Raw genomic sequence first — 13,889 nt, 5'->3', positions numbered from 1 at the left:
ATACAGCCCATATAAAGATATTATAGACCTTCAACCAATTGCGCAGTTGCATACAGCTTCTGGAAAGACGGAAAGACACTTAAGCATGCTGACCTCACTAGTAAAAAAAATCTTCGGAAGTAAAAACGATCGTGAACTAAAACGTATGGGTAAGCAGGTTAAGCTTATCAATGCTCTGGAAGATGAGATCAGCTCGCTATCAGATACCGATCTTCAAGCTAAAACACATGAGTTTAAAGAACGTCTCGCAGCAGGTGCAACGCTGGATGATATCTTAAATGAGGCCTTTGCTGTGGCTCGTGAGGCTTCTAAACGCACGTTAGGGCTCAGACACTTCGATGTACAGCTAATCGGTGGCATGACGCTGCACAATGGCGGCGTTGCTGAAATGCGCACAGGTGAAGGTAAAACGTTAGTGGCAACACTGGCTGTCTATTTGAATGCGCTATCTGGCAAAGGGGTGCATGTTGTTACTGTTAACGATTACCTCGCTAGCCGTGATGCTGAATGGATGCGCCCACTTTATGAATTCTTGGGCATGAGCGTTGGGGTTGTTTTGTCTCGTCAGCAACCTGAAGAGAAACGCGCCGCTTATGCCGCGGATATCACTTACGGCACAAATAACGAATTTGGTTTTGATTACTTGCGCGATAACATGGCGTTTAGCCTGGATGAGAAGGTTCAACGAGACTTCAATTTTGCGGTAGTTGATGAAGTTGACTCCATTTTAATTGATGAAGCGCGTACACCATTAATCATTTCCGGCCCGGCAGAAGATAGCTCGGCTATGTACAAGCGAATCAATACCTTGATTCCTCATTTAAAACGATTTGATGGTGAGATTGACCCTAAAGATGCGGATCAAGAAATTAATGAGCATTTTGTTGTCGATGAGAAAAACCGTACCATCGAGTTAACAGAAGCAGGCCATCAGTTAATTGAGGAAATGCTAAATAAAGAAGGGTTATTAGAAGAAGGTGAAAGTCTATATGCACCTCATAACCTGAATATGCTTCATCATGTGTTGGCGGGTTTGCGAGCGCATTATTTGTTCCAACGTGATAAAGACTACATTGTGCAAGATAACCAAGTTGTTATCGTGGATGAGCACACTGGCCGTATAATGCCTGGCCGTCGCTGGTCTGAAGGCCTTCATCAAGCTGTAGAAGCGAAAGAAAATGTCGAGATTCAGTTAGAGAGCCAAACATTAGCCTCTACGACGTTCCAGAACTATTTCCGCTTATATAACAATTTGTCGGGCATGACGGGTACAGCCGATACGGAAGCGGTTGAATTACGTCAAATTTATGGCCTAGATGTAATCGTTATCCCAACTAACCGTGATATTGCCCGTAAAGATTATAATGACCTAATTTACTTAACCATGCAGGAAAAGTATGAGGCCATCATTAAGGAAATACGCGAAAGCCAAGAGCGTAAACAGCCGGTCTTAGTTGGTACTGCTTCGGTAGAGTCTTCTGAATTAATATCTCAATACCTGACAAAAGCTAATATCCCGCATAATGTGTTAAACGCGAAGAACCACGAACGCGAAGCTAGCATTATTGCAAATGCTGGTTGCCCCGGCGCAGTAACAATTGCCACGAATATGGCCGGTCGTGGTACCGACATTCAGTTGGGTGGTAAGTTAGAGCTAGAGCTTGAGCAAATCCAAGATGCAACCGATGAGAAAGTCGCTGCTGCGCGTGCTGATTGGGAAAAACGTCATAATCAAGTGCTTGAGGCGGGTGGCCTTTATATTATTGGTACCGAACGCCATGAGTCGCGTCGTATCGATAATCAGTTGCGAGGGCGTGCTGGCCGTCAAGGTGACCCTGGTGCTTCTCGATTCTTCTTATCGCTAGAAGATGATTTGATGCGTATTTTCGCTTCTGATCGTGTTCGTGGCTTTATGCAGGCTTTAGGGATGGAGCAAGGTGAAGCCATTGAGCATAAAATGGTAACTAATGCGATCGAGAAAGCGCAGCGTAAAGTAGAGCAGCGCAACTTTGATATTCGTAAATCTTTACTTGATTATGATGATGTCGCTAACGACCAGCGGACTATCATTTATGAACAACGTAATGAGTTGATGGCGTCTAATGATATCTCTGAAACGATCCAGTCGATTCGTGAAGATATCGTCAACACAACGGTGAGCAATCACATTCCTCCACAAAGTTTGGAAGAGCAATGGGATATTCCAGCACTCGAACGAGCACTGGAAGCTGAGTTTGCAATGACGATGCCTATTCAACAATGGTTAGACGAAGACAGCACATTGCATGAAGAATCGTTACGCCAAAAAATTCAAGATCAAGTGGCTGGAGTTTACGCAGAAAAAGAAGCGCTTGCCGGCAGTGAAACTATTCGCATGTTTGAAAAGCAAGTTATGCTGCAAGTGTTGGACACCCTGTGGAAAGAGCACTTGCAAACGATGGATCATTTACGACAAGGTATCCATTTGCGAGGTTATGCTCAGAAAAACCCGAAACAAGAATATAAGCGTGAAGCATTTGAGTTGTTCCAAGGACTTCTTGAAAACATTAAACGCGATGTCATTAAAGTACTTAGCCATGTACAGGTGCAGCAGCCTGAGCAAGTTGAGGAAATGGAACAGCAACGTCGTGAGCAAGCTTCGCAACAAGAGATGAGCTATGAGCACGCATCAGATTCGGGCTTAAACGAAGATGAGTCTCAAGAGCAGGTGGCAACCGATGAACAAAACGCATCAGTTGATACATTTGTTAGAGACACACCAAAGGTGGGCCGTAATGATCCTTGCCCTTGTGGTTCCGGTAAAAAATATAAGCAATGTCACGGTAAATTGTCATAAAATAATTGCAATCAGGTTGCTCTTTAAAGCAGCCTGATCGGTTTTTTTTGTATATACATTTTTAGAGAAGGCAGCTTAGAGCTGCCTTTCTTTTCGTTTAGAGGGTGAAAAAATGGCTGTAGGTCCTGCAACGCTTCCTAGCATGTATTCAGTGGATGGTATTCGTATTGGTGTTGCCTCGGCTGGTATAAAAAAGCCAGGCCGCAAAGATGTTGTTGTATTTGAGGTTTGCGAAGACGCGAGTGTTGCGGGCGTGTTTACCAAAAACGCTTTTTGTGCTGCACCCGTTGTTATTTCGAAGGACCATCTTGCTCAGGGCAAGGTCCGTTATTTTTTGATTAATACGGGTAATGCTAATGCGGGAACCGGTAAGCAAGGGCTAGCTGATGCTTACGAGTGCTGTGATTTACTGGCTGCCGAAGTAGGGCTTACGCGTAGCGCTGTTTTGCCTTTTTCTACGGGGGTTATTGGTGAGCCTCTTCCTGTGGCTAAAATTGCCGCTGCTATCCCTCAGGCCGTTGAAAATCTATCAGCTTACCAATGGGAAGCGGCAGCGAGCGGTATCATGACGACCGATACTCGTCCTAAAGGGGCTACTAAACAAATTGAGATCGATGGTCAAACTGTAACCATCAGCGGTATTTCTAAAGGTGCCGGCATGATCATGCCAAATATGGCAACCATGCTAGGTTTTATAGGAACCGATGCGGCTGTGGAGCCACAGCTACTGCAAGAAATTTTGACAGACGCTGCTAACAAGTCTTTTAATCGCATTACTATTGATGGGGATACTTCGACTAACGATTCATGCATGCTGATTGCGACTGGCAGGTCTGGCGCTATTGTTAGTTCAAGTGATACGGAAGCTTTGAATCTGTTTGTCGAGGCAATTAATGAGGTCATGCTGGAGATTGCATTGGCCATTGTTAAGGATGGAGAAGGGGCGACAAAGTTAGTCACGGTTAGTGTTGAATCAGCAGGAACACAAGAAGAAGCGCTTAAAACCGCTTACACGGTAGCTCATTCGCCGCTTGTTAAGACGGCTCTGTTTGCTAGTGATCCCAACTGGGGGCGCATTTTAGCAGCCGTAGGGCGAGCGGGAATCGAAAACTTTGATTTGGAAACGCTTAAAATTTATCTTGATGATGTTTGCATTGTGGAAAATGGTGGTCGAGCAGCGTCTTACACTGAGGATGCAGGGCAGGCTGTCATGAATCAGGAAAACATTTTAATTCGTATAGTGTTAAACCGTGGTGACGTGAATGAAACAGTGTGGACAACGGACTTGTCGCATGAATACGTGACTATCAATGCAGACTATCGTAGCTAAATATCGTAGCTAAATATCGTTAATTTTATTTACTAAGAAGTGCCTATTAGCCTTATGACCCGAAAACTCGTTCACGTTGCAGCCGCTGTTATTGAAGATTCAAACGGTTTGGTATTTTTAGCCAAACGCCCAGATGATAAGCATCAAGGTGGTTTGTGGGAGTTTCCGGGCGGTAAGGTTGAAATAGGTGAAACAGCAGCAGAAGCTTTGAGGCGCGAGCTGCTGGAAGAGATAGGCATCACGGTTATATCTGCTAAACCGCTGATCACAGTACCTTACCATTACCCAGACAAGTCAGTTTTATTAGATGTGTACCATGTAACAGAGTTTTCTGGTGAGGCGTGGGGCGCTGAAGGTCAGAAAACGGCATGGGTTGATAAAAAGGATCTTGATAGTTATCCGTTTCCAGCGGCTAATCGGCCCATTTTAAATGCTGTGTTACTACCGGATGTGTTATTGATTACACCTGAGTGCGATAGTCTCGAAAGTTGTTTGTTGGGGATAAAAAAATCAGTCCAGACACATAAGGTGTCTGCTGTAATGCTTCGACAGCCGCAGTTAAGTGACATGGTATTATCTCAATGGTTTCAAAGCATTCGTCAAGATCGAATATTTTCCATGGATGGCGGCAAGGCGGGGAAAAGAGCTCCGTTATTAATAATCAATAGCTCACTAGAGCTTGCGAATCAGTTAGAAGCGCCAGCTGTTCATTTGAGCTCGTCCCGTTTAAAGAGATTAACGTCTCGGAGTGAATTTTCTGGGCGTTGGTTAAGTGCCTCTTGTCATAATCAAGAAGAGCTAGATATAGCGGCGCAGACGGGTTGTGATTTTGTGACATTATCACCGGTACAGAAAACCAATTCTCATCCTTTGGCGAGCCCTCTTGGGTGGGGCAAAGCAGCTGATTTAGCAGGTCAAAGCCCGCTACCTATCTATATGTTAGGGGGGGTGTCGTCACAGGATAGAGAGCAGGCGAAAAAGTCTGGTGCTCAGGGGATTGCAGCTATTAGTGCACTGTGGACTTAGACGAATTGAGAGCGGATTCCATGCCTGTACTAAAATCTTCGTAGTCTTCAAGGCTAGGTTGAGTGGGAATTTGATAACTCTCGCTTGCCCATTCACCTAAATCAATCAGTTTGCAACGCTCACTGCAAAACGGGCGGTTCGGGTTTTCTGGGGAGTATTCGCTTGCTTCGCCACAAGTCGGGCATTCAATGTTTTTTTTCATCGTTCACTGTTCACTAAGTCGGCCAAGAGTTTAAGAGCTCATTTTAATCATATAATAATAAAGAGCATTTAGCTTAGATGTTTAGAGCGCAATAATGTATCCAGGCTGTTTACTTGCTCAATTAGTTGCTCATAGCTTCCGCTATTATCAAGAATATAATCTGCTCTAGTTAATCGCTCTTCTCTGGATATTTGTGCAGCTATTATACGCTTAATTTGCTCTGTACTATTTTTATCACGCCGTGTAGCGCGTTCTACTTGTTGTTGTTCTAACAGATCAACGATTACGATGACATCACACAAGGTGTGCTGATCGGTTTCTAGTAAGAGCGGGGAGGACAGAATAATATAAGGCTTACCTTTACTTGCTTCTGTCAGTTGATTAATAGTGCGTTCCCGTATTAACGGGTGCAATAAGCTTTCTAACCACTGTTTTTCATGGTTGTCCTGGAATATTTTTTGGCGTAACGCTGCTCTATTTAGCTGGCCGTCGTCTTGGATTATGGCGGTGCCGAAGTGCTCGCTTATTGCACTTAGCGCTGGCATTCCGGGTAATACAACTTCCCGAGCTATAACATCGCTATCAATGACGGGAATGCCCAGAGCCATAAACTGGTTGCTAGCTGAGGTTTTTCCGCTACCAATACCTCCAGTCAAGCCCACTATCATAGCGGGCTCAAACAGATGTTTGTTTTAGAAGCTACCAAGATAGGCTCCTATAATACTTTGTCCAAATAGAAGCGCTACCCAGCCGGCGATGGCTAAGTAAGGGCCAAAAGGGAGTGGGTTTCCTGAGTGGTGCTTTTTGGTGGCCATCAATACAACGGCAATAATTACACCAGCGACTGAAGAAAGCAGAATGATCAGAGGGAGCGCCATTGCTCCACACCAAGCGCCTAGTGCCGCTAAAAGCTTAAAGTCGCCATACCCCATACCTTCTTTTTTCGTAATAATTTTAAATGCCCAGTAAACAGACCATAAGGACAGATACCCTAAAATCGCTCCCCACACAGCAGACTCTAAGCTCGTGAATATATTCTGTGTATTTACCAGTAAGCCTAACCATAACAGTGGTAGTGTAATTCGGTCAGGCAGCAGATGGTGGTCAATGTCGATAAAAGTAAGGCTGACTAGGCAAAATGTAAATGCAACAGCTGATAAGCCGGCTACATTAAAACCAAATACAAATATGACGGCGACAGACAGCAGTGCAGTCAGTAGTTCGATAGTTGGGTAGCGTAAAGATATCTGGGTTTTGCATTGACTACATTTCCCTCGCAGCACGAGATAACTAATGAGCGGAATATTTTCAAACCAGCGAATCTGATGATTGCACTGTCCGCATCGAGACGCCGGCGTCGCTAGGTTAAAGCGTGTATCATCCAGAGCAGGTGTCTGCGTTTCCTGAGCATCTTGTTGATAATCTTCAATAGAGCTTTGCCATTCTCTCTCCATCATTACTGGTAATCTGTATATAACGACATTGAGAAAGCTGCCCACTAACAAGGCAAAAATAAACGTAAAGCCCAATGCAACCCAGGTATGAGATTGTAAAAAAAAGTATAACTCTGTCATGGCTAAACCACATTACCCAGCTGGAATATAGGCAAGTACATAGCAACAACCAAGCCGCCAACCAAGGTGCCTAAAACAACCATGATAAAGGGTTCCATTAAGCTAGATATATTGTCTACCGCATTGTCCACTTCTTCTTCATAAAATGAGGCGACCTTATCAAGCATCATATCCAACGATCCGGCTTCTTCGCCAATTGCAATCATTTGAATCGCCATATTTGGGAACACACCAGTCATGGTAACCGCATTATTCAGGGACTGGCCCGTAGATACACCATTACGAATTTGGATAATGGCATTGCGATATACGACATTACCGGAAGCCCCAGCGGCGGAGTCTAAAGCGTTTACCAGTGGAACACCCGCAGCAAATGTTGTAGACAGGGTGCGAGCGAAACGAGCTAAAGCAGCTTTTTGTAGAATGGCACCAAACACAGGAATTTTTAGAACAAAACGGTCGAGGGCGTTGGCGAACTTGACAGATTTTCGTTTGAAATAGCTGAAGATATAACCTACGACAATAAAGCCTACAAGCATGTAAAACCAATAAGCTTGAACGGTTTCTGATAGATTTAAGATCATTCTTGTAAAGACTGGCAGGTCCGCGCCAAAGCTTGAAAAGATGCTTTCAAACTGTGGTACCACTTTGAGCAACAGAATAACTGAAACGATAATGCCAACGACTAAAACCGCGATAGGGTAAGTCATCGCTTTTTTGATTTTTGCTTTGAGTGATTCTACCTTTTCTTTATAGGTGGCGATGCGGTCGAGCATGGTTTCGAGTGCGCCTGATTGCTCACCAGCTTCCACTAAACTACAAAAAAGATCATCAAAATATTTAGGATGGCTTTCAAGAGACTTGGCGAAGTCTTGCCCACCATTAACCGAACTACGAATCTCGTAGATCATGTCTTTTAGTTTAGTTTTTTCTACTCCATTAGCCACAATCTCCATGCCTTGTAATAGCGGGACACCGGATTTCATCATGGTTGCCATTTGTCTTGTAAATTGAGCGATATCCAAAGGCTTGATAGGTTGGCTCTTCTTGCTAAAAAGAGAAATTGACGATTGTTTGGCTACTTTGCCGGGCAATATTCCTTGTTTGCGCAACAATGCTTTAGCGGTGGCTACGTCAGGGGCATCAATTTTACCTTTGCTTGTGTTGCCGCTTTTATCTTTTCCTTGCCAGCTATAGGTAACTGGCTTTTTCTCTTTTTTAGCCATCTAGGCAGTTATCCTTAAATTTTAATCACACGATTCATTTCTTCTAGGCTGGTAATGCCTTCGGCAACTTTATCCAAACCGGTTTGCCGCAGTGTTCTAAAGCCTTGGGTTTTCGCCACTCGAATAATATCCAACGAGTTGCCGTTATTCATAATCACTTCCGCGATTTCTTGGGACATAGGTAGCATCTCATAGATACCAACACGACCCTTGTAGCCTTTGTTACATTTTGGGCAGCCTTCTGATGAGGCTTCGAATAATTGTAGATTAGATATTTGCTCTTCGGAAAAACCTTCTTCAATGAGTGCTGTTTTCGGTATATTCGAAGGGACTTTACAAGACTCACACAAACGCCTCGCTAAGCGTTGGGCAATGATTAAGCTGACTGATGTTGCGATGTTAAAAGACGGTACCCCCATATTACGTAAACGGGTGAGTGTCTCAGGCGCACTGTTGGTGTGCAATGTGGATAGCACCATATGGCCTGTTTGTGCGGCTTTAATACCAATTTCGGCTGTTTCTAAGTCCCGAATCTCACCTACCATGACCACGTCTGGGTCTTGACGCAGGAATGAACGCAAGGCTTCCGCAAAGGTAAGGCCCACTTTGGCATTCACGTGTACTTGGTTAATGCCTTCTAAGTTAATCTCTACTGGGTCCTCTGCTGTGGATATATTACGTTCTTCAGTATTAAGGATGTTCAAGCCAGTGTAGAGCGATACTGTTTTACCGCTACCAGTAGGGCCGGTAACCAAGATCATCCCTTGTGGTTTGTGCAGCGTGCCCATATAGAGTTCTTTTTGCTGTGGATCAAAACCGAGCGCATCAACCCCCATTTTGGCACTAGAAGGGTCAAGGATACGCAGTACAATCTTCTCCCCCCAAAGGGTAGGCAATGTGTTAACACGAAAGTCGATGGCTCTATTTTTAGATATCTTCATCTTAATACGGCCATCCTGAGGCATACGTTTTTCGGAAATGTCCATTTGGGACATAACTTTTAAACGAGCGGACAAGCGTGAAGATAAGTTATTGGGTGGGCGAGCAATTTCTTGCAAAATACCATCAATACGGCTACGTATGCGATAGGCCTTTTCATAAGGCTCAAAGTGAATATCTGAGGCCCCACGCTTGATACAGTCCAATAGAATTTTGTTTACAAAACGTACTATGGGTGCATCTTTAGCGGCATCTTCGCTGGTTTGTTCTTCTTCTTTTTGTTGATTACCGTCATCAACTTCTAAATTATCGAGGTCACTATCGGATAAGTCATCCAACATGGACCCTTGGTTATCCATGAAGCTATCGATAAAAGCCCGTAGTTTATCTTCTTCAACAATGACGCCTTCGGTGGTGATACCCGTATGGAACTTGAATTCGTCTAGTGCTTGAATGTTAGTAGGGTCTGAAAGCGCAACAAAAATTCTATTTTCTTTTTTGGCCAGCGGAATAGCGTGATGTTTGTTGATGAGCTGATCGCTGACTAGACCTTGTGGCACTGATGAGGCGTTGACGCAGCTTAAATCAAAGAGGGGTAAGCCAAACTCATCCGAGGCTGCCGTGGCTGCACGGTGAGGGCTGACGAGCCTTTCATCGATAATATGGCTGATAAAGGGTACTTGTGCGGCACGCGCTTTTTCGATGGCATCGCGAGCTACTTCGGCCGAAAAAATACCGTCTTTCACTAAGCGCCGAGCAAGACCACTAAGGGGTTGTTGAGTCTGCACGCCCACTCCTTAAAAAATAAATGTTAGATGTTCACTGAGCGTTCATCATATATGTACACAATAGCACCAGCGTAACCTTTTGAAAATGTACGCAAACTTAAATTTCAAACAATCTTATCCTTGTAGTGGAAATTGTGCGAAGTTCGGCTAGAATGAAATCCGAGCGCTGCCACTGAACAGGGAAGACGCTTTGAAATCCACATTCGTTTCTAAATGACCAACTCGTTGGAGAGAAAATTAGATGAAAAAGCAACAACAAGGTTTTACATTGATTGAATTAATGATCGTGGTAGCGATCATTGGTATTTTGGCTGCGATTGCGTTGCCTGCTTACCAAGACTATACGGTACGAGCGCGTGTAACAGAGGGATTAACTCTTGCAGCAGCAGCTAAAACGACGGTATCAGAGAATGCTTCTACGGGCGCAGCAGCTCTAGGTGCTGGCTGGACGCAACCTGACTCTACAGATAGCGTTTCTAGTGTAGACATCAATGGTACTACAGGTGCGATTACGATCACTTACACCACTCGTGTAGCTCCTTCTACAGCTAACACTATACTTATGACTCCTACTAGTGGTGGTAACGCCCTTGCTGCAGGAACACCTCCAACAGGTTCTATTTCTTGGAGCTGTACTGGTGGTACTTTGGAAGATCAATATCGCCCATCAGAATGCCGCGGTAGTTAATAGAATATTTTGATCTATAAATACCCTGCTTGCAGGGTATTTTTTTGCAATAAGTGAAATTTCAGTGTTGAAAAAAAAATCAAATAAGAATTTTTTTTATGGCGTGCTAATAATTTTAATTATTAATAGCTTGTTTTTTTTGGGTTCTAGTTACTTTGGTTTAGGTAGGCCTTATATTAATTTTGACTATTTTTTAGTTTTGTTTTTTTATGCTCTTGGTTTGCGTTTTATTGCAATTATTTTATGCTCAGTTTTCTTGTTGTTCGAGTTTTTTGCGCTTATAGGTCAGGTCTTTCCATTTGTAAGATTTAGCGATTTTATATATCTCTCAAAATTCACTTTTGATGCGCCCTTTCCATATATTATGGTTATGGGATTCTCGTTATTATTATTTCCTGTTATTATTTATTTGTTTTATCTGTCATCAGAGCTGCTTGGTAAAATTAAAGTTTTCATTATATTCAATATTGTTGTTTTTTCTTTTGCTGTAATGAGGCAGTTAATTCCTGATTACTATGATGGAGACAAGTATTGGAAAGTCGCTAAAGGAAAGCTGATCTCGAGCGTGACTGAGTATGTTTTAAAATATAGGTTTGTTGGTTTTGCGGAAGGATTCAATACAGAATCTAATAGTGCTTCAGAGTATGAAGGTATTGCAGCTATAGACTTTTTGTCTGAAACCATTGATCAATATGAAAATATTTTATTCGTAATCAACGAGTCTTGGGGAGTCCCAGTAAATGATCTAGTTCAAAAAGAAATCGTTTCAATTGACTCGTTTAAAGATTTTGAAGTCGAAGTTCACGAAATCAATTTTTCTGGTTACACCGTTCAAGGAGAAATGAGAGAGCTATGTAGGAAGTCCGTAGCTAATATCAATCTAAAAATTCTTGATGATAATGATTTTTCTGGGTGTTTACCTTCAAATTTAAAACTGAAGGGATATAAAACTTATGCGATTCATGGTGCAACTGGAAATATGTATGATAGAGCTTATTGGTATCCAAAAGTAGGGTTTGATAAAGCTATTTTTTATGAGAATATGAGTTTGGATCGTAGATGTTATTCATTTCCTGGTGCATGTGATTCGGATATTTTTAGCGTTATTGAGAGTCTGCATAGAAGCGACGAAAAAAAATTCATTTATTGGCTTACCTTGAATACCCACGCTTCATATGACATGCGTGATCTTGATAAAGATCTTTTTGATTGTGAGATATTTAAGATATCTGGGCATGAATTTTGTAGAAATCTAAAACTCCAAAAACAGTTTTTTCACAACCTTTCTGTTTATCTCAAAGATAAAAAAGATATATTAGTAGTCGTGGTTGGAGATCATGAGCCAAGAATAGTTGACAAAAGTACGGTCCATGAAGATTTTAAGTTAGGAAAGGTTCCCGTCTTAATATTAAAACGATAGAGTGGCTCACTTTATGAAACGTATTATTTTTATCATCTTAGTTGTTTTATCTGGCTTGGTAGCTTATTACGTTAGCTCTACAAGTCAGATATTAAATGATAATCAAAAGAGATCCGCAGAAAATGTCTTGTTGGATAATAATCTCTTTCCCGCTCGGCCAGTTTGGTGGAGTGATGGCAAAATCTTAGCCGTTGGTATTCTTCCTGATTCATCTACAGGTGACGCTGCTGCACAAACGGCGTGTGATTTATTGGTTGCTGAGCAACTCCCTGTGTCTGGGCTGCGTATCGAGGTTTATGATGTGCTTAAAATTCAGAATGAAGATGAGTGGAGCTTGTTGGGCTTTGCCGTGTGTGAGTAAGCTAGTTACACCTTGAGTGGTAAATAATAAGATAACTAAGAGCAGCGAAGGCTGCTTTTTTGTGTCTGAGATTACACCTTTTTAACATGATCCGGCTACATCATGGTGTCTTTAAACCAACCCCAGATACCAAACGAGAAATTGGGGAATATGTTAATGCCCAAAGCCGATTTTATGAGGTATAGAGCAAGCAGACCTAGTACGGTGCACATTAGGAGAAATACAGCCAATGAGGCGGCTGTTGCGGCACGAGATAGGTTTCGTTCGGTTCGGCTGAGATCTCGGCGGTTTCGGCCAGCGAGTAGCACGAAATAATATCGCCAGCGCCAAAGTTTGAACGTGCCGCGTAAATCTAAGGGGTGCTGGCCCCATTGCCTTGCGCCAAAGGCAACTTTTAAGGCCATTAGCTGCTCTTTGGTGAAGGAGTCTTTCAGATCATCTGGAAGGCGTTCTTTGAGTCCTTTTATAAAAGGGTCGTGCTCCATGAATTGCTCCGGCCTAAACGTTTATGCTTTTTTTGCTTTAATTAGCGGTTATAAGGCTTATCTATCGGCCGGAGTATTATTTTTTTGATGGTTCTCTAAAGCTCGCGCGTACCTCGTGGCTAAATGAGCCGTAAAGATAAGTCCACAGCGCGGCAATGTTTGGTTAGCGCACCAATAGAAATGTAATCCACACCGGTTTCTGCAATAGGGACTAGGGTTTCGTCAGTAATGTTGCCTGAGGCTTCTAGCTTTGCTTTACCATTGGTGATGGCGACGGCTTCGCGCATTTGCTCTAAAGTGAAATTATCCAGCATGATGATATCGGCATCAGCGGCGAGCGCTTCATGGAGCTGCTCTAGCGTCTCCACTTCAATTTCAACGGGTTTACCAGGCGCGGTTTTTTGTGCTGTTTCTATGGCGGCTTTGATACCGCCGCAGGCCATAATATGATTTTCTTTAATCAAAAACGCATCGTACAGGCCAATCCGGTGGTTGTAACAAGATCCGCACGTAACTGCATATTTTTGAGCGAGGCGTAAGCCTGGTATTGTTTTACGGGTGTCTAATAGTTTGACTTTGGTCGTCGCGACTTTATCGGCATACTGCTGGCTAACGGTGGCTGTACCAGAAAGGGTCTGTAAAAAGTTAAGCGCTGCACGTTCTGCTGTCAGTATGGAGCGCGCCGACCCGGTAACGGTAAATAACGCTTGATTAGGCGTGACGTGGTCGCCATCTTTTACGTTCCAGCTGATATCCATCCCAGCGTCAACCTGTCTGAATACTTCGTCTACCCATGCGGTGCCGCTAATCGTCGCATGTTCACGTGAGATCACACGCGCTGTTGCTTGTTCGCTTTCGGGGATAAGCCGGGCCGTTATGTCACCGTCGCCTATATCTTCTTGTAATGCGGTTTTCACGTTTTGTTCGATAGTAGGGCGTAAAGTGTCGATTGATAACATAATATTCCGCTTAGGTTCCATCGCTGGCTGGTTGAAGAAAGCAATCTTACACAGC

13 protein-coding genes are annotated in these 13,889 nt (G+C 43.3%); 6 read left to right on the top strand and 7 right to left on the bottom strand.

What is annotated here, in order from left to right:
- Window positions 1–85: 85 nt before the first annotated feature.
- The 3 genes from secA (at window position 86) to OW491_RS14485 (ending at window position 5,192) form a co-directional block, all read left to right on the top strand.
- Window positions 86–2,836: a preprotein translocase subunit SecA gene (gene secA / locus OW491_RS14495; protein WP_290036641.1), complete on the top strand. Its 2,751-nt coding sequence runs from the start codon at window positions 86–88 to the stop codon at window positions 2,834–2,836.
- 112 nt (window positions 2,837–2,948) lie between these two features.
- Window positions 2,949–4,166 carry a bifunctional glutamate N-acetyltransferase/amino-acid acetyltransferase ArgJ gene (gene argJ, locus OW491_RS14490; RefSeq protein ID WP_290036640.1) on the top strand — a complete coding sequence of 406 codons (1,218 nt, stop codon included), beginning with the start codon at window positions 2,949–2,951 and terminating at the stop codon, window positions 4,164–4,166.
- Between the two features lie 54 nt (window positions 4,167–4,220).
- Window positions 4,221–5,192: a Nudix family hydrolase gene (locus tag OW491_RS14485; RefSeq protein ID WP_290036639.1), complete on the top strand. Its 972-nt coding sequence runs from the start codon at window positions 4,221–4,223 to the stop codon at window positions 5,190–5,192.
- Here the strand turns inward: OW491_RS14485 and OW491_RS14480 are convergent.
- From OW491_RS14480 to pilB, 5 genes are all read right to left on the bottom strand, one after another.
- Window positions 5,173–5,394 (bottom strand): DNA gyrase inhibitor YacG, encoded by a 222-nt coding sequence (locus tag OW491_RS14480; protein WP_075171534.1) that lies wholly within the window; start codon window positions 5,392–5,394, stop codon window positions 5,173–5,175. The genes OW491_RS14485 and OW491_RS14480 overlap by 20 nt on opposite strands.
- Window positions 5,395–5,462: 68 nt before the next feature.
- A complete protein-coding gene (gene coaE, locus OW491_RS14475) occupies window positions 5,463–6,062 on the bottom strand; it encodes a dephospho-CoA kinase (protein ID WP_290036638.1) in 600 nt (199 codons plus the stop codon).
- A gap of 24 nt (window positions 6,063–6,086) precedes the next feature.
- Window positions 6,087–6,968, bottom strand: a complete 882-nt coding sequence (locus tag OW491_RS14470; RefSeq protein WP_290036637.1) for an A24 family peptidase — start codon at window positions 6,966–6,968, stop codon at window positions 6,087–6,089.
- Window positions 6,969–6,970: 2 nt separating this feature from the next.
- Complete coding sequence (locus OW491_RS14465; protein ID WP_290036636.1) at window positions 6,971–8,194, bottom strand: type II secretion system F family protein; 1,224 nt, start codon at window positions 8,192–8,194, stop codon at window positions 6,971–6,973.
- Between the two features lie 14 nt (window positions 8,195–8,208).
- Window positions 8,209–9,921: a type IV-A pilus assembly ATPase PilB gene (gene pilB, locus OW491_RS14460; protein WP_290036635.1), complete on the bottom strand. Its 1,713-nt coding sequence runs from the start codon at window positions 9,919–9,921 to the stop codon at window positions 8,209–8,211.
- A 241-nt stretch (window positions 9,922–10,162) separates the two neighbouring features.
- Here pilB and OW491_RS14455 point away from each other — a divergent pair, with 241 nt between their 5' ends.
- The 3 genes from OW491_RS14455 (at window position 10,163) to OW491_RS14445 (ending at window position 12,390) form a co-directional block, all read left to right on the top strand.
- The gene (locus OW491_RS14455) at window positions 10,163–10,609 is read left to right on the top strand and encodes a pilin (RefSeq protein WP_290036634.1); all 447 of its coding nucleotides are present in this window, start codon (window positions 10,163–10,165) and stop codon (window positions 10,607–10,609) included.
- A gap of 64 nt (window positions 10,610–10,673) precedes the next feature.
- A complete protein-coding gene (locus tag OW491_RS14450; RefSeq protein WP_290036633.1) occupies window positions 10,674–12,029 on the top strand; it encodes a sulfatase-like hydrolase/transferase in 1,356 nt (451 codons plus the stop codon).
- A 13-nt stretch (window positions 12,030–12,042) separates the two neighbouring features.
- The gene (locus OW491_RS14445; RefSeq protein WP_290036632.1) at window positions 12,043–12,390 is read left to right on the top strand and encodes a hypothetical protein; all 348 of its coding nucleotides are present in this window, start codon (window positions 12,043–12,045) and stop codon (window positions 12,388–12,390) included.
- Window positions 12,391–12,485: 95 nt separating this feature from the next.
- On the opposite strand, the gene OW491_RS14440 is transcribed toward OW491_RS14445, so the two are convergent.
- Both OW491_RS14440 and nadC read right to left on the bottom strand, forming a co-directional pair.
- Window positions 12,486–12,875, bottom strand: coding sequence for a 3-phosphoshikimate 1-carboxyvinyltransferase (locus OW491_RS14440; RefSeq protein ID WP_075171541.1), 390 nt, complete (start codon window positions 12,873–12,875; stop codon window positions 12,486–12,488).
- A gap of 119 nt (window positions 12,876–12,994) precedes the next feature.
- On the bottom strand, window positions 12,995–13,834 hold the full coding sequence (nadC, locus tag OW491_RS14435; protein ID WP_290036631.1) for a carboxylating nicotinate-nucleotide diphosphorylase: 840 nt from the start codon (window positions 13,832–13,834) through the stop codon (window positions 12,995–12,997).
- Between the last annotated feature and the right edge of the window lie 55 nt (window positions 13,835–13,889).

The sequence above is a fragment of the Neptunomonas sp. CHC150 genome, assembly GCF_030397555.1.
GTDB lineage: Bacteria > Pseudomonadota > Gammaproteobacteria > Pseudomonadales > Balneatricaceae > Neptunomonas > Neptunomonas phycophila.
The sequence above is the reverse complement of the archived record's forward strand: the minus strand, read 5'-3'. Positions and strand labels throughout refer to the sequence as shown.